Origin of the sequence: Variovorax sp., assembly GCF_035634955.1 — a bacterium.
Taxonomy (GTDB): Bacteria; Pseudomonadota; Gammaproteobacteria; order Burkholderiales; family Burkholderiaceae_C; genus Variovorax.
The window spans coordinates 50,537-66,849 of record NZ_DASQBZ010000032.1 but is presented as its reverse complement, the minus strand read 5'-3'; the positions used below and the strand labels follow the sequence as shown (position 1 = coordinate 66,849).

General features: G+C 70.2%; 14 protein-coding genes. 6 read left to right on the top strand and 8 right to left on the bottom strand.

Annotation, left to right across the window (positions count from 1 at the left end; genetic code table 11):
- The first annotated feature begins 50 nt into the window (after nt 1–50).
- Together VES41_RS21175 and VES41_RS21170 are read left to right on the top strand one after the other, a co-directional pair.
- The gene (locus VES41_RS21175) at nt 51–1,031 is read left to right on the top strand and encodes a tripartite tricarboxylate transporter substrate binding protein (protein ID WP_324821190.1); all 981 of its coding nucleotides are present in this window, start codon (nt 51–53) and stop codon (nt 1,029–1,031) included.
- A gap of 31 nt (nt 1,032–1,062) precedes the next feature.
- Nucleotides 1,063–2,040, top strand: a complete 978-nt coding sequence (locus VES41_RS21170; protein WP_324821188.1) for a tripartite tricarboxylate transporter substrate binding protein — start codon at nt 1,063–1,065, stop codon at nt 2,038–2,040.
- A gap of 18 nt (nt 2,041–2,058) precedes the next feature.
- On the opposite strand, the gene VES41_RS21165 is transcribed toward VES41_RS21170, so the two are convergent.
- The gene (locus tag VES41_RS21165; protein WP_324821186.1) at nt 2,059–2,589 is read right to left on the bottom strand and encodes an META domain-containing protein; all 531 of its coding nucleotides are present in this window, start codon (nt 2,587–2,589) and stop codon (nt 2,059–2,061) included.
- Between the two features lie 97 nt (nt 2,590–2,686).
- Nucleotides 2,687–3,235, bottom strand: a complete 549-nt coding sequence (locus tag VES41_RS21160) for a DUF4334 domain-containing protein (RefSeq protein WP_324821184.1) — start codon at nt 3,233–3,235, stop codon at nt 2,687–2,689.
- 213 nt (nt 3,236–3,448) lie between these two features.
- Here VES41_RS21160 and VES41_RS21155 point away from each other — a divergent pair, with 213 nt between their 5' ends.
- Both VES41_RS21155 and VES41_RS21150 read left to right on the top strand, forming a co-directional pair.
- Nucleotides 3,449–3,676: a hypothetical protein gene (locus VES41_RS21155; RefSeq protein WP_324821182.1), complete on the top strand. Its 228-nt coding sequence runs from the start codon at nt 3,449–3,451 to the stop codon at nt 3,674–3,676.
- Between the two features lie 128 nt (nt 3,677–3,804).
- On the top strand, nt 3,805–4,350 hold the full coding sequence (locus VES41_RS21150; RefSeq protein ID WP_324821180.1) for a universal stress protein: 546 nt from the start codon (nt 3,805–3,807) through the stop codon (nt 4,348–4,350).
- Nucleotides 4,351–4,374: 24 nt separating this feature from the next.
- Here the strand turns inward: VES41_RS21150 and VES41_RS21145 are convergent, their stop codons facing one another.
- The gene (locus VES41_RS21145; RefSeq protein ID WP_324821178.1) at nt 4,375–4,797 is read right to left on the bottom strand and encodes a universal stress protein; all 423 of its coding nucleotides are present in this window, start codon (nt 4,795–4,797) and stop codon (nt 4,375–4,377) included.
- Between the two features lie 176 nt (nt 4,798–4,973).
- Between VES41_RS21145 and VES41_RS21140 the strand changes: the two genes are divergently transcribed.
- Nucleotides 4,974–5,840 carry a pirin family protein gene (locus tag VES41_RS21140; protein WP_324821176.1) on the top strand — a complete coding sequence of 289 codons (867 nt, stop codon included), beginning with the start codon at nt 4,974–4,976 and terminating at the stop codon, nt 5,838–5,840.
- A gap of 51 nt (nt 5,841–5,891) precedes the next feature.
- Here the strand turns inward: VES41_RS21140 and VES41_RS21135 are convergent, their stop codons facing one another.
- Entirely contained in the window at nt 5,892–8,846 is a 2,955-nt protein-coding gene (locus VES41_RS21135; RefSeq protein ID WP_324821174.1) for an adenosylcobalamin-dependent ribonucleoside-diphosphate reductase, read from the bottom strand.
- 184 nt (nt 8,847–9,030) lie between these two features.
- On the opposite strand from VES41_RS21135, the gene VES41_RS21130 reads away from it, so the two are divergent.
- Nucleotides 9,031–11,505, top strand: a complete 2,475-nt coding sequence (locus VES41_RS21130; protein WP_324821172.1) for a GNAT family N-acetyltransferase — start codon at nt 9,031–9,033, stop codon at nt 11,503–11,505.
- A gap of 18 nt (nt 11,506–11,523) precedes the next feature.
- Here VES41_RS21130 and VES41_RS21125 read toward each other — a convergent pair whose 3' ends face one another.
- The 4 genes from VES41_RS21125 to VES41_RS21110 are packed head-to-tail and all read right to left on the bottom strand — an operon-like array spanning nt 11,524 to nt 16,207.
- On the bottom strand, nt 11,524–13,383 hold the full coding sequence (locus VES41_RS21125) for a glycoside hydrolase family 15 protein (RefSeq protein ID WP_324821171.1): 1,860 nt from the start codon (nt 13,381–13,383) through the stop codon (nt 11,524–11,526).
- A gap of 4 nt (nt 13,384–13,387) precedes the next feature.
- The gene (locus VES41_RS21120) at nt 13,388–14,665 is read right to left on the bottom strand and encodes a TRAP transporter large permease subunit (RefSeq protein ID WP_324821169.1); all 1,278 of its coding nucleotides are present in this window, start codon (nt 14,663–14,665) and stop codon (nt 13,388–13,390) included.
- Nucleotides 14,662–15,210, bottom strand: coding sequence for a TRAP transporter small permease (locus VES41_RS21115; RefSeq protein ID WP_324821167.1), 549 nt, complete (start codon nt 15,208–15,210; stop codon nt 14,662–14,664). Before VES41_RS21115 ends, VES41_RS21120 begins: the two co-directional genes overlap by 4 nt.
- A gap of 4 nt (nt 15,211–15,214) precedes the next feature.
- Nucleotides 15,215–16,207, bottom strand: a complete 993-nt coding sequence (locus VES41_RS21110; protein ID WP_324821165.1) for a TRAP transporter substrate-binding protein — start codon at nt 16,205–16,207, stop codon at nt 15,215–15,217.
- Nucleotides 16,208–16,313: the final 106 nt, after the last annotated feature.

The following is a 16,313-nucleotide window of genomic DNA, read 5'->3' as shown; positions in this document are numbered from 1 at the left end:
CTTCCGCATTCGAGCGCGACTGCATCGAGACACGGCACGAGGAGACACCGATGACCGACGTACAAAGATCCCGCCTGCTGGCTCCGCTGGCGCTGCTGCTGCCGGTGCTGGCTGCCCCGCGGATGGCATGGGCGGACGCGGCCTGGCCAGCGCGACCCATCCGCATGGTGGTGCCCTTCCCGCCCGGCGGCTCGTCCGACATCCTCGGGCGGCTGGTGGCCGAACACCTGGGCCGCGCGCTGGACGCCAGCTTCGTCGTGGACAACAAGCCCGGCGCGACCACCCAGATCGGCACCGAACTGGCGGCCAACGCCCAGCCGGACGGGTACACGCTGCTGCTGGGCGCAGCGTCCAGCTTTACCGTACTGCCCAATCTTCGCAAGCTCAGCTACAGCCTGGACAGCTTCGAGGCCGTCGGCGGCGTGGCCGACTACGTGGCCGTGATGGCGGTGCGCAAGTCGCTGCCGGCGACCACCTTGCGCGAGTTCGTCGACTACGCCCGCAAGAACCCGGGCAAGCTGTCCTTCGGCTCGGCCGGCGAAGCGTCGGCCGGCCATGTCTATGGCGCCACGCTGGCGCGCGCCACCCGCATCGAGGTGCTGCACGTTCCGTTCCGAGGCTCGGCCGACGCGGCCAACGCACTGGTGGCCGGCGAGGTCGACTTCGTCATCGACGGCGCCATCACCCCGATGGTCAAGGCCGGCCGGGTGCGCCCGCTGGCCACCTTCTACGGCAAGCGCCATCCGGAACTGCCGCAAGTGCCGACGCTGGCCGAGGCCGGATTCGACATCGAGACTTCCAAGGGCTCGGGCTGGGGCGTGCTGGCGCCCAAGGGCACGCCGCGCCAGGTCGTGGCCCGGCTGTCCGATGCGCTGCATGCCGTGCTCGCACGCAAGGAGGTCCAGGACACGCTGGTGCGCGCCAATTCCATCGCCGCATGGCAGACCCCCGAGATCTTCCGGGCCGGGCTTGCCGCGGACGAAAAGATGTATGCGCAACTCCTGCCCGCCATCGGCGTGCGCGGGAACTGAGACGACTCGCTTGTTCCACACGGAGACTGTCATGAAACTCCATCGACGCAGCTTCTGCGCATCCGCCGCCGCGGTAGTCGCGCTGCCCTTTTTCTCGCAGCGCTCGCGGGCGCAGCCTGGACGATGGCCGGACAAGCCGGTGCATTTCATCACGCCCTATCCGCCGGGCGGGCTGTCCGACCAGATCACGCGCTTCGTGGCCAACGGCGTGTCCACCGAACTGGGACAGCCGGTGATCGTGGACAACAAGCCCGGCGCCGGCGCGACGCTGGGCACGGAGTTCGCCGCACGCGCGGCGGCCGACGGCTACGGCTTCTTCGTCGGTCCCACGGCCACGGTGGCGGTGGCGCCGTGGCTGCGCAAGGTGCGCTTCACCGTGGATGACTTCGCGCCGGTGGCCAAGCTCGCCTCCAGCTATGGCCTGGTCAGCGCGCGCAAGGACGCACCGTGGCGAAACTACCGAGACTTCGTCGACGCCGCCAAGGCTGCGCCGGGCAAGTACACCTTCGCCTCCAACGGCGTGGGTTCCATCGTGCACCTGACCGGCGTGCTGCTGCACAAGCAGGCAGGCATCGACGTGGTGCACGTGCCCTACAAGGGCTCGGTGGAGTCCATGACCGACCTGATCGGCGGACGCGTGGACGTGATGTACGACCCGGTGACGCTGCCGCGCGTCAAGGACGGCTCGCTCAAGGGCCTGGCGTCGACCACGCCGGCGCGCAATCCCGAGTTGCCGGACGTCCCGACGCTCAAGGAGCTCGGCTTCGACATCGACACGCGCAGTTGGTTCGGCCTGTTCGCACCCAAGGGCACACCGCCCGAGATCGTCGCGCGCATGAGCGAGGCGGCTCGCAAGGCGATGGGCGCGCCCGGCGCCAGGGAGCAGCTCCTGCTGTCGGCGATGTTCCCGGACTTCGAAAGCCACGACGCCTTCAGCCGGCGCGTGCACGACGACAGCATCTTCTTCCGCGACGTCATCCGGAAGGAGCACATCCAGGCGGACACCTGAACCGCCGCCCCCGTCGCGTCAGGGTGCCGGCGCCCAGGTCAGCAGCCCGGCGTCCGCCGCCAGCGACATGAACAGCTGCCCGTTGCGCACCAGGTAGCCGCGCACCTGCGGCAGCGCCGCCGCCACGCGAGGGCCGAGCGGCGACGGGCCGCAGGTGGCCTCGGTGAGTTGCAGGCCGGTGAATTGCAGCGGCCCGGTGTGGCCATCACCCATGGGCTGCACGCGCCACATGCCCTGCCCCTTGTTGCAGTCGAGCTGGAACGACACACGTCCTTCCGCGCCGAACTGCACCGTATAGCGCGAAGGATTGGCCGGCCGGGCCGGCGACTGGTTGTCCTCGCCCTGGATCTCGACCAGTTGCCAACGGGTGCCGGTCAGGCCGTAGCCGGCGGACGGGTCGGCCGCCGTGCCGGGCGCCGGTGCGGCAGCCGCGCCGGCGGGCATGCCGGCCGGCGTGCCTTGCGGCGGGGTGGTTGCGGCGCAGGCCGCCAGCAGCGACGCGGCAGCGAGCGCAAGGAGTCGGAACGAGGCAGGACGCGGAATGTTCATGAAGCACGCCGGGTGGCAAGGCAAGAATGGCAAAACCTCGATGATGCCCCCGAATCGGTGCGCGTCCGACACCCGGCGTGTCGGCACCGCAACAGCGTCAGGCCGGCCGGTCGCCGGCTGCGCGCCGCAGCACGAAGAAGAACGGCCTGGCCATGCCGCGCGCGTCCATCAGGCCGAGCACGCTGTCCGCGTCGAGGCGGCGGAACACGTCCAGGATCGGCCACTGGTCATACACCATCGTCGCACTGCACTTGCCGCGATGGACCATCATGCGCAGCCTGGCCCGCGGCCGCGTGGTGCGTAGGAGGCCCGGCACCGCCAGCAGCGACTGGAACACGCGGCCGGCCGCGTCCGAGCGCGGCACCGGCACGCGGCCGACCAGGCCAAGGCCGGCGCCGAGCCATGCCGGGTTGACGGGCACGACCTTGCCGTCCCGGCCCGAGAACAGCAACGGATGCACGGCGTCGCGACTGTCGAACTGCTTGCCCCACCAGCGATACGCCTCGAGCAGGCCGTCCATCGGATGTCCCGTGGCCAGGCCCTCGCCACGCCAGCGGCCGAGCATGAACGCCTCGTCGACGCCGTCCAGGCTGTCGAACAGGATCAGCGCGTCTTCTGTCGTGGTGGCGAGCGGCGGCTGGGTCATGGGTCTGTGCGCCGAGCATGCCATCCAACGGCCCGCCGCCCCGTAGGAGCGCGCCGTAAGACGGACACTGCCTTCGGCCTGTGCGATCCGCCTACTTCCTCTTGAGCTTGAAAGAAGTACCCCTTCAGTCGTTTCATCGGCATAAACGAAGCCATGGCGGCGACGCCAGTCGTTTCAACCCTGGCGCGGGTCACGGCGCCGAAGGAGATGGTCATGCAAGCAATCACCGCTTCATTTCCGGATGCCGGCACCGGCTGGGAACTTCGCTTCCCCTCCCTGTTCACCGGCCGTCGCGGCTACGCGTTTCCCTGCGACGCCCAAGGCTGCGTGGACATGGATCACCTGACCGATTCGGCCCGCCGCAACTACCTCTATGCGCGCGCCATGATGGGCCGCGAAACCGGCTGGCCCAGCGTTCGGGCCTGCGGGCTGCATTCCTGAGCGCCCTGCGCCGCGGGCCGGTGCCCTGGCAAGCCAAGCCCCTCGCGCCACCGGTGCCTTGACGCGCGCGCGCTGCGCGACGCCGCTGGCGCGGCACACTGGAGACTTCTTTTGCAAGGGCTCCAGTCATGTCCGCTCCCTACCAGCACATCCTCGTTCCCATCGACGGCAGCGACACCTCCTCCTTCGGGCTCGATGAAGCCATCCGCCTGGCGCGCGTGACCGGCGGCCAGGTCCGGCTTTTCCATGTCGTCGACGACCTTTCGTTCTCCATGGCGGTCGACGCCTACGCGGGCCAGGCCGGCGACTGGATCCAGACCCTGCGCGAAGCCGGCACGCGCCTGCTGGAGTCGGCGCGCGCCAAGGCGGCGCAGGCCGGCGTGCAGGTGGAGGTCGTGCTGCATGAGGGATTCGACGCCAGACTGGCCGATGCCGTGGCGGCACAGGCGCAGCAATGGCCCGCCGACCTGATCGTGCTCGGCACGCACGGACGCCGCGGCATCGGGCGCGTCGTGATGGGCAGCGGCGCCGAGAGCATCCTGCGCGCCGCGCCGGTGCCGACGCTGCTGGTGCGGCCGCCCCAGTCCGAGGACCGGGCGCGCACCGGCGGGGACGACGAAAAGGTGCATGTCAGTACGCCGACCTCGGGCCTGCGTTTCGAGCACCTGGAATAGGGCCGCCCACCGGCCCGCGTCGCCTCAGCGGACGATCAGCAGCGGCACTTCGCAGCCGCCCAGCACCTTCGACACGACCGAACCGAGCACCAGGTTCTTGAGGGCGTTGTGGCCATGCGAGCCCATGACCACCATGTCGTAGCCGCCCTCGCGGGCCGCGGTGGAGATCTCGCTGGCAGGGTCGCCGGCGCGGTGTTCCGTGCGGGCGCGCAGCCCTTTCTCCGCCAGAAATTCGCCCAGCGCGTCGAGCACCGCACGGGCCTCCTGGTCGTAATACTCGCGCACCGTCTCCGCATTCGAAAAGGCCTTCGCCCGCGGCGGCAGCGCAGGCACGACGGTCAGGGCCGTGTAGTCGGGCGAGTCGCCGAAGATGTTGGCGTGGCTCGCGATGTAGTCGAGCATGCGGCGGGTGAATTCGCTGCCGTCCACGGCCAGAAGAATCTTCATGGTCAATCCTTTATCTTGAGTCCTGGATCGAATGCTAAGCCCTCCGGCCGGACAGGCGGCAGCGTTCACCAGACAGGACGCTGAAGGCGATCCGAAGGATCTACCGGATTCGCCGTTCGGCCCTATCTTCGGTCCATCGGCCAATACCATCGTGTTGGCGATGCAAGGAAATGAGCATGAAAAACGTTCTCGGTGTCTACAGCGCCCCACGTCCGCACTGGGTGGGCGACGGCTTTCCGGTGCGATCGCTGTTCGGCTATGACGGCCTGGGCAAGCACCTGAGCCCGTTCCTGCTGCTCGACCACGCGGCGCCGACATCCTTCGAGCCGGCCTCCAGGCCACGCGGCGTCGGACAGCATCCGCACCGCGGCTTCGAGACCGTGACCATCGTCTACCAGGGCGAGGTGGAACACAAGGATTCCACCGGCGCCGGCGGCCTGATCGGGCCGGGCGACGTGCAATGGATGACGGCAGCCGGCGGCATCCTGCACGAGGAGTTCCATTCGCGGGCCTTCACCGAGCGCGGCGGCACCATGGAGATGGTGCAGCTGTGGGTCAACCTGCCTGCGAAGGACAAGATGGCCAGCCCGGGCTACCAGACCCTCCTGGACGCGGACATCCCGTCGGTCGATCTGCCCCAAGGCGCCGGCCGGGTGCGGGTCATTGCCGGTGAGTTCGACGGCAGGCGCGGGCCGGCGCGCACCTTCACGCCCATGGACGTGTGGGACGTGCGCATCGGCCAGGGCCGCACTGGCCGCTTCGCCGCCAGGGAGGGCGACACGCTGGCGCTGGTGGTGCTGCACGGCACGGTGCTGGTCAACGGCAGCGCGGTGGCGCGAGAGGGGCAACTGGTGCACTTCGACCGCACCGGCAGCGCGGTCGAGATCGAGGCCAACAGCGATGCGACGGTACTGTGGCTCGCGGGCGAGCCGATCGACGAGCCGGTCGTGGGCTACGGCCCGTTCGTGATGAACAGCGAAGCCGAGATCCGCCAGGCCGTGGCCGATTTCAACAGCGGCCGCTTCGGCCGCATGGCGGCCTGACCGGGGCCCTGGCGTGGCGGTGCAAGCCGCCCGCACGGGCTCGCGAGTCGGCTAGCCGCAGCTGCCGACGTGCCCGCAGGCGGTGCAGAAATCGCACCCATCGCGCCGGATCAGCGTGGCGTTGCCGCATTCGGGGCAGCGCATGCCCGCCATGGGGGCCGCCGTCGTTGCGCCGCCGGCGGTGCCTTCCGCCGGCGCCTGCAGAATGCCCATCGGCGCGATGGGGTAGCCGGCCTCGTCCAGCACACCCAGCATGGCGTAGCGGTGGATCACCAGCCGGGCCAGGTAAGCCACGGTGGACGGCCACACCTGCTGGCGTTGCTGCCCGGCCGGCAGGCCCGGCACGAAGGCCATGAAGTGGCCCAGCGGCTCGGCGTAGTTGAGCAGCTTGCGCAGCTTCATGCCGATCCATGCCGGATCGAGCACCCGCATGTCCAGCGACAGGATGCGCGCGAGGCCATCCAGCGCGCGCGGATGGTTGCCGGACAGGCCGAGCGCGCAGGGCCGCGCGACGCGTCCGCCCTGGCCGTCGGGCAGCAGCACTTCCTTGAGCGTGAGCGTGAAGGCTTCGTCGCTGGCCGGGTTGTGAATGTCCACCGCCCAGGCCAGCGTGCCGTTGGGGCCGGTGCGCGGCTCCTCGCGCGAGAAGAGCGCATCGATGACCGGCTTGGGGGCCTGCGCCTCGTCCTGCCAGAGCCCGAGCTGCTCGCAGCGCCAGCGGATGACCGCGGCGGTGGCCGCCACGACGCCGGGGAAGCGGCGCGGCTCGCCATGCGGCGGAAACGGCATCTCGAAATCGCGCTCTTCGAGCACGGTGGCCAGCAGATCGAGCTTCAGGCGCATCCAGGTCGGGTCCTTGGCGCGCAGGTCCATCGACAGCGTCTTGGCCAGCGCACCGAGTCCGCGCGGCTGCTCCGCGCCGTTGAACCAGACCTCGAACGGCGCCGCGCGCGGCCCGTCGGGCAGCTCGCCCACGAACAGCGCGAACTCGCCGAAGGGGTGCCGGATCATGAAGCTCCAGGCCGCGTTTCCCGCCGGCAGTTCGGGCCGGCCCGGCCAGCGCAGCGACGCCAGCACCGGCTGCGGCGCGCGCTCGAGCATCAGCCGACCGTCCGGCGCCGCGGACGCCCCGTCGAGCATGAGCGCGCCGACACGACCGCTCGCCGACGCGGCGTCTCCGGCGGTGCCGGCCGCCGGCTCGGCCACCAGCACCGACCCCAGCACCGCGTTCGGCCGGTAGGTCGACAGGCCCTTGAGGCCCGAGCGCCAGGCGCGCAGGTACAGGTCCTTGAAATCCTCGTACGGATAGTCGGCCGGCACGTTGACCGTCTTGGAGATCGAGGTGTCGACGTAGGGCGCGACGGCTGCAACCATCTGTTCGTGGGCCGACGTGCTCAGCTCCAGCGCGGTGACGAACGCCGGCGTGAGCGGCGCGTCCTCGCCGCGCAGGTGCCGGTACAGGCGCCATGCGTGGTCCTGCACCGCAAACTCCTCGACCTCGCCCTGCGCGCCACGCTTGCGCCGCGTGTAGCGCCATGAGAAGGCCGGCTCGATGCCGTTGCTGGCGTTGTCCGCGAACGCCAGGCTGATGGTCCCCGTGGGCGCGATCGACAGCAGGTGCGAATTGCGGATGCCCGCGCTGCGAATGCGCTCCTTGAGCGCCGCCGGCAGGCGCGACGCGAAGGTGCCGCGGCTGAGGTAGAGGTCGGCGTTGAACAGGCCGAAGGCGCCCTTCTCGCCGGCCAGGTCCACCGAGGCGCCGTAGGCGGCGTCGCGCATGCGCTCGGCGATGCGCCGGGCCATGGCGCGGGCGGCATCGCTGTCGTAGTGCAGGCCGAGCATGACCAGCGCGTCGCCCAGCCCGGTGAAGCCCAGGCCGATGCGGCGCTTGCGCTGCGCTTCCTCGCGCTGCTGCGACAGCGGCCAGGGGCTCAGGTCGAGCACGTTGTCGAGCATGCGCACGGCCACCGCCACCAGCGCGGCAAAGCCTTCTTCGTCGAACCCGGCGCTCGTCTCGAAGGGCTCGCGCACGAAGCGCGTGAGGTCGATCGAGCCCAGGCAGCAGCATCCGTACGGCGGCAGCGGCTGCTCGCCGCAGGGATTGGTGGCCGTGATGTGCTCGCAGTAGGACAGGTTGTTGTCGGTGTTGATCCGGTCCAGGAACAGCACGCCCGGCTCGGCATGGTCGTACGTGGCCCGCATGATCTGGTCCCACAGCGAGCGCGCCGGCAGCGTGCGGTACACCCACAGGCCGTCCTCGCGCTGGAACGCGCCCTGCGCCGCCAGCCGCGGCCCGGGCGCGGCGCGGTGCACGAGCTGCACCGCGCGGTCGTCCTGCACCGCCTGCATGAAGGCGTCCGTCAAGGCGACCGAGATGTTGAAGTTGCTCAGGTCGCCGGTGTCCTTGGCGTGGATGAACTCCTCCACGTCCGGATGATCGCAGCGCAGCACGCCCATCTGCGCGCCGCGCCGCGCACCGGCCGACTCCACCGTCTCGCAGGAGCGGTCGAACACGCGCATGTACGACACCGGCCCCGATGCGCTGGACTGGGTGCTGGCCACCGCCGCCCCGCGCGGCCGGATGCGCGAGAAGTCGTAGCCCACACCGCCGCCGCGGCGCATGGTTTCGGCCGCCTCGGTCAGCGCGCTGTAGATGCCCGGATAGCCCTCCTCCTCGGCCGAGATCGAGTCGCCCACCGGCTGCACGAAGCAGTTGATGAGCGTCGCGCTCAGGTCGGTCCCGGCGGCGGACTGAATGCGCCCTGCCGGCAGGAAGCCCTGCGCCAGCGCCTCGGCGAAGCGCGCTTCCCAGGCGATGCGCTGGTCGGGCGCCTCGGCCTGTGCCAGCGCATGCGCCACGCGCCGGCGCACGTCGTCGATGCTGCGCTCCGCGCCCTTGGCGTACTTCTCGGCCAGCACCGCCTGGCTGATGGCCTGCGGCGGCAGCGGCCGGCCCGAAGGCGCGGTGCGGGGGTGGCGGGATGGGCTGCGGGACTCGGTCGGCATGGGCAATCCTTCGCGGCGTGGCTCCGGCAGGAGCACCGCGGTCCATGATGCGACAGGTGCCCTGTCCCTGTCGGGCCGGGGTTTTCCTGGGGCGACGACGGCCGGCCGCCCCGGGGCGCAAGGCTTGCGGCCCCGAGGCATGCAGGGCAGCATTCGTCGTCGCCAGTGACCTGTGGAGCCTGCCTTGACCGTCCGCCACCTCGACCAACTCTTCACGCCCGAGCGCGTGGCCGTCTTCGGCGCCTCGACCCGGCCCGGGAGCGTCGGCGCGACGGTCTGGAAGAACCTGCGCGCGGGCGGGTTCCGGGGCACGCTGTGGGGCGTCAACCCCAAGCATGCGCAACTGGACGGCGAGCCGGTGTTCGCCAATGCGAAGGCCCTGCCGGCGGTGCCGCAACTGGCGGTGCTGTGCTCGCCGCCGCGCACCATCGCGCCGCTGGTGGCGCAGCTCGGCGCCATGGGCACGCGCGCGGCCATCATCATGACGCCGGGCCTGGACCCCAGCCAGCGCGATGCCGCCCTGGTGGCTGCGCGCCCGTACGTCATGCGCCTGCTCGGCCCGCGTTCGATCGGCCTGCTCAACCCGCATATCGGGCTCAACGCGAGCCTGGCGAACATCGGCGCCAGGCCGGGCGAGCTGGCTTTCGTCTCGCAGTCGGGGGCGCTCGTCACGGCCTTCCTCGACTGGGCGCGCGGCCGCGGCATCGGCGTGTCCAGCCTGGTCTCGCTGGGCGAGCACTGCGACGTCGATTTCGGCGACGTGCTCGACTGGCTCGCCAGCGACTGGAAGACGCGCGCGATCGTGCTGTACATCGAGGCCGTCACCGCACCGCGCAAGTTCCTGTCGGCGGCGCGGGCGGCGGCGCGCAACAAGCCGGTGATCGTGGTCAAGGCCGGGCGCGCCGGCGCCGGGCTGGCCGCCGCCGTAGGGCGCGCCGGCGGTGGCCCGGTGGCCGACGACCGCGTATACGACGCCGCGATCCGCCGCGCCGGCATGCTGCGCGTGGACACGCTGCAGGACCTTCTCATGGGCGCGCAGACGCTGGCGCGCTTTCGCGGCAATCGCAGCAGCACATTGACCATCATGACCAACGGCGGCGGCGCCGGCGTGGCCAGCGCCGATGCGGCCGCCATGGCCGGCGTGACGCTGGCCGAGCCCGGCCCCGGACTGATCGAGGCCGCCGAACGCCTGAAGATGCCCTGGCTGTGCCACAACCCGGTGGACATCGGCGGCGATGCGCCGGTCGAGGCCTATGCCGCCACGCTGACGGCATTGCTGGCCGAACCGCAGGCCGGCGCCGTGCTGTTCCTCCATGCCCCGAGCGCCAACGTGGCGGCCGAGGACATCGCCCGGGCCTGCCTGCCGTCCCTGCAGGAGCGCGGCGTGCCGCGCGTCATGGCCTGCTGGATGGGCGACGCCGCCATCGCCCCGGCACGCGAGCTGTTCGATCGGGCCGGCGTGCCGTGCTATCTGACGCCCGAGAACGCGGTGCGCGCGTTCGCCATGCTCCAGACCTACCGGCGCAACCAGGAAGCGCTGATGGAAGTGCCCGCCGCGTGCGAGAACGCCAGCCCCGACACAGAGGCTGCCCGGCAGCTGCTGGAGCAGGCCCGCGTCCAGGGCCGCGAATGGCTGGACACGGCGCAGGCCCATGCGCTGCTGCGCGCCTACGGCATCGCGCTGGCGCCCACCGGCCCGGATGCGCAGAGCGAACCGGCGCTGGCGAAGGCGGCGCGGTCGCGCCAGGTCCACGTGGCCAGCCGCATCGACCCGCTGTTCGGGCCGGTCATCCTGTGCGGCCACGGCGGCGGCGGCGAAGAGGACATGGCCGCCGGCCTGCCGCCGCTCAATCGCGTGCTGGCACGCGAACTGGTGCAGCACACGCGCGTGGCCCGCTGGGGCGAGCACGGCGACCGGTTCCGGGTGCAGGTGCGGCTCGACGCGCTGTACGACGTACTGATCGCCATTTCGCAATTGCTGGCCGAGCAGCCGCTGCTCGCGGAACTGGACATCGACCCGCTGTGGCTGGACGACCAGGACGCCCTGGCCGGCACGGTGCGGGTGCGCGTGGCGTCGGCGCCGGTGGCCGGCGCGGCGCGCTTTTCCATCGTGCCCTATCCCGACGGCTGGACGCGGCGCCTCGAGTGGCAGGGGCGGCAGATCACCCTGCGCCCCATCCGCCCGGAGGACGAGCCGCAGCATGCGGCCTTCGTGCAGCAGGCCACCATGGAGGACATGCGGCTGCGCTTCTTTTCGCCGCGCAAGGACCTGCCGCACAGCGAGCTGGCGCGCATGACGCAGATCGACTACGACCGCGAGATGGCCTTCATCGCCGAGGGCATCGATGCCAATGGCCAACCCGAGACGCTGGGCGTGGGCCGCACCGTGGCCGACCCCGACCTGTCGCAGGCCGAGTTCGCGCTGCTGGTGCGCTCCGACCTCAAGGGCAAGGGCCTGGGGCGGATACTGCTCAGCGAGCTCATCGCGCATGCGCGCGCACGCGGCTACGAGCGGCTCTACGCCATCATGCTGCGCGAGAACACCGGCATGCTGGGACTGTCCCGGGCGCTGGGCTTCGTGCCCGAGCACGGCCCGGACGACGAGCCGGACACGCGCCGCGTGGTGCTGCACCTGCGCCAGTCGGCCGCGGCCGCCTGAGAAGCCGCCCGGCGCGCGTCAGCCCGCGGCCTTGCGCGCGCCCTGGCGCCGGGCGGCGGCGGATGGCGCCGCAGCCGGGCGCTCGCCTTCGCGCCCGGAGCGCTGGATGCGCTGGCGCGACAGGCCCAGCACGCGCACCGTGTTGACCAGCGCCATGTGGCTGAACGCCTGCGGAAAGTTGCCGAGCATGCGCCCGCTGTCCGCGTCGATCTCCTCGGCCAGCAGCCCCACGTCGTTGCGCAGCGCGATCACGCGCTTGAACAGCGCCTCGGCCTCGGCATGGCGGCCAATCAGGGCCAGCGCGTCGACCAGCCAGAAGCTGCATGGCAGGAAGCTGCCCTCGCCCGGCGGCAGGTTGTCGATGCCGGTGTGGGTCTGGTAGCGCCACACCAGCGGACCGCGCGTCAGTTCTCGCTGCACCGCCTCCACGGTGCCGATCACGCGTGGATCGTCGGGCGGCAGGAAGCCCAGCTGCGGCAGCAGCAGCAGGCTGGCGTCCAGCTCGGCCCCGCCCAGGCATTGCACGAAGGCGTTGCGGCGCCGGTTGAAGCCCTGGCGGCACACGCGTCCGTGGATGGTGCTGCGCAGCGCGCGCCACCGAGCCACCGGCCCGTCCAGCCCGAATTGCTCGACCGACTTGATGGCCCGGTCGAATGCGACCCAGGCCATGACCTTCGAATGGGTGAACTGCCGGCGCGGGCCACGGATCTCCCAGATGCCCTCGTCCGGTTCTTCCCACCGGCGCTCGAGATAGTCGAGCAGCTTGCGCTGGATCTGCCAGGCGTGCGGCTGCGGCGGCACGCCGGCATGGCGCGCCAGGTGCAGCGTGTCCATCAGCTCGCCGTAGATGTCCAGCTGCAGCTGCCGCGCCGCGGCGTTGCCGACCCGCACCGGCCGGGCGCCGTCGTAGCCGGGCAGCCAGTCGAGCTCGTATTCGTCCAGCCGCCGCTCACCGGTGACGCTGTAGAGCGTCTGCATGTCGGCCGGCCGACCGGCCACCGCGCGCAGCAGCCACTCGCGCCAGGCCACCGCCTCGTCGGTGTAGCCGGCCAGCAGCAATGCATTGAGGGTGAAGGTGGCGTCGCGCAGCCAGCAGTAGCGGTAGTCCCAGTTGCGCACGCCGCCGAACTGTTCGGGCAGCGACGTGGTGGCCGCCGCAACGATGCCGCCGGTCGGCAGGTACGTAAGCGCCTTGAGCGTGATCAGCGAACGCTGCACGTCCGCGCGGCGCGGGCCGCGGTAGGTGCAGCGGCCGGACCAGTCGCGCCAGTACTTCTCGGTGTCGGCCAGCAGGCGCTCGGGATCCTGCGGCTCTGGCGCCGGCAGGTGCGACGGGCGATGCGCCAGGTGCAGCGGAATGCGTTCGCCCTTGCCCACCTCGAACTCGGCAAAGGTGCGCATGTGGCGCCCGCGCAATTGCAGTGGCGTGCGCAGCTGCATCGCGTCGGGCCCGGCGGTGGCCAGCAGCCCGCCGTCGACCCGCCGCACCCAGGGCACGATCGAGCCGTAGTCCGGCCGCATGACCAGTTCCATGCGCATGGCTACGCGCCCGCGCACGCCGACCACGAAGCGCAGCACGTCGGAGCGTCCATTGGCGATGGGCATGCAATCGACCAGGCGCACCACGCCGTGGCTCGTCTCGAACTCGGTCTCCAGGATCAGGGTGCCGGGCCGGTAGCGGCGCCGGACCTTGCGCACCGGCACCGCGGGGGCCACCAGCCAGTGACCATGCCGCGCGTCGCCCAGCAGGGCTGCGAAGCAGGCCGCCGAATCGAAACGGGGCAGGCAGAGCCAGTCGATGGACCCATTGCGGCCCACCAGGGCCGCGGTATGGCAATCGCCGATCAGCGCATAGTCTTCGATGGGTTGCGAAGGCACGCCGTCAGAATAGCAGCCTCGGCAGCCACAGGCTGATGGCCGGCAAATAGGTGACCATCACGAGAAACACCAGCAGCACCGCCAGCCATGGCATGGCTGCGCGCACCACCCGCGTTACCGGCATGCCGGTGATACCCGACGTGACGAACAGGTTCAGGCCGACCGGCGGCGTGACCATGCCGATCTCGAGGTTGACCACCATGATGATGCCCAGGTGCACCGGGTCGATGCCCAGCTGCGTGGCGATGGGGAACAGGATCGGCGCCAGGATCAGCACGATGCCGGTCGGCTCCATGAAGGCCCCGGCCACCAACAGCAGGACGTTGACCACGATCAGGAACTGCCAGGGCGCCAGCCCCATGCCCACGATCTGCTCGGCGATGGCCTGCGGAATGCGCTCGGTGGTGAGCACGTGGGCGAAGAGCAGCGCGTTCGCGATGATGAACATCAGCATCACCGTCACCCGCCCGGCGTCGACCAGCACGCGCGGCACGTCCTTCAGGCCGATGTCGCGGTAGACGAACACGGCGATCACGAAGGCATACACCGCCGCCACCCCCGCCGCCTCGGTGGGTGTGAACACCCCGCCGTAGATGCCGCCGAGGATGATCACGAGCAGCAGCATGCCCCAGAGGGAATCGCGCCCTGCGCGCCACAGCTCGGCGCGGCTCGCGCGCGGCTGGCGCGGCAGGTCGATGGCGCGCGCGCGCAGGTAGATGGCGAGCATGAGCATGCAGCCGAGGAGGATGCCCGGGATCACGCCGGCGATGAACAGTTGCCCGACCGAGGTCTCGGTGGCCGCGCCGTACACCACCATCACGATGGACGGCGGGATGAGGATGCCGAGCGTGCCGGCGTTGCAGATCACGCCGGCGGCGAACTCCTGGCTGTAGCCGGCGCGCACCATGCCGGCGATGGCGATCGAGCCTACGGCCACCACCGTCGCCGGCGACGAACCCGACACCGCCGCGAACAGCATGCAGGCCAACACCGCCGCGATGGCCAGTCCCCCCCGCAAGTGGCCGACGCAGGCGACGGCAAAGGCGATCATGCGCCGCGCCACGCCGCCGGTGGTCATGAACGCCCCCGCCAGCAGGAAGAACGGGATCGCCATCAGCGTGTAGTGCTCCGAAGTCTCGAACAGCTTGAGCGACAGCGAGGCCAGGGAATCGCGGCCGAGCACCAGGATGGTCAGCAGCGACGACATGCCCAGCGCAACCGCCACCGGCATGCCGATGAACATGAAGGCGAACAGCAGCACGAAAAGGACGGCGGTGGTCACGGGCGCGCCTCCGGAGCATCGGCCGCGCCGGGCGTGTCGGTGCGCAGTTTCAGCGCATCCTGCGCCTCGTCGCCCAGCAGCGTGGTGGCCTGCCCGCGCAGCACGCGCCACATCAGCTCGGCGAATCGCAGCGTCAGCAGCGCGAAGCCCAGCGGCAGGACGATGCGCGGGATCCATTGCGGCACGGGAATGTCCTGCATCAGGATGCCGACCGCGTACATCTTTTGCAGATAGACGATGCCGCCCCAGGTAAGGATCAGCGCGTAGGCCAGGCACAGGGCGCAGGCAGCGGCAGCAACCACGCGCGCATTGCGCGGCCCGAGCCGTCGCACCAGGAGGTCCACGCCGATGTGCGCACCGACCCGCACGCCGTACGACATGCCTACGAAGATCAGCCAGGCGAAGAACACCGTGTTGAGTTCCAGCGCCCAGGTGAAGCTGTAGTTGAATCCGTAGCGCGCGACCACCTGGCCGAAGGTGACCAGCGTCATGGCGGCCAGCAGGAAGGCGATCACGCCCTCCTCCAGTCGGTGCAGCCAACGCATGGCGCTACTTGCTGTTCGACTTCAGGGCCGCGTCGATCAGGTCCTTGCCGATGTCGCCCTCGAACTTCTTCCACACCGGCTCCATCGCCTTGCGCCACGCGGCGACGTCTTCCTTGGACAGCGTCACCACCTTGGCCTTGCCGCCTTCGGCAATGCGCTTGCGGTCGCGCTCGTTGAATTCGTTGGCGATGCCGTTGCCGTAGGCCGTGGCTTCGGCCATCGCCTCGGACAGACCCTTGCGCACGTCCGCCGGCAGGCCGTCCCACCACTTGGCGTTGGTCACGACCATGTAGTCGATCACGCCGTGGTTGGTGGTGGCGATGGTCTTCTGGACCTCGAAGAACTTCTGCGAATAGATGTTCGACCAGGTGTTCTCCTGGCCGTCCACCACGCCGGTCTGGAGCGCCTGGTAGACCTCGCTGAAGGCCATCTTCTGCGGATTGGCGCCCAGCGCCCGGAACTGAGCCTCGAGCACGTCGGACGCCTGGATGCGGAACTTCAGCCCCTTGACGTCCTCGGGACGCTGCAGCTTGTCCTTGTTGGTCGACAGTTCCTTCATGCCGTTGTGCCAGTAGGCCAGGCCCAGCAGGCCCTTGCCCTTCATCGCGGTCAGCAGGCCCTGCCCCGCCGCGCTGGCCTGGAAGCGGTCCACCGCGGCCACGTCGTCGAACAGGAACGGCAGGTCGAACAGCTGGATCTTCTTGGTGTAGCGGTCGAACTTCGACAACGACGGCGCGATGAATTGCACGTCCCCGAGCAGCAGCGCCTCCAGCTCCTTGGCGTCGCCGAACAACTGCGAATTGGGAAACACCTCGACCTTCACCTTGCCGGGCAGCTTCTTCTCGGCCAGTTCCTTGAACTTGATGGCGGCCTGGCCCTTGGGCGTGTTGTCGGCCACCACGTGGCTGAACTTGATGATGATCGGATCGGCCTGCGCGGGCCCCGACAGCAGCGCGGAAGCGGCGAGCACGAATGTCGCCAACAGCGGTTTGAGCATGGATGTCTCCTGTAGTCTTGCGGCCGGCGGGCCGGGTACCGGCATTATTGAATCTTGCGCTGCACGTAAGATACTTCACGGCCTGCTCGATTTCCCGGACTCGTTT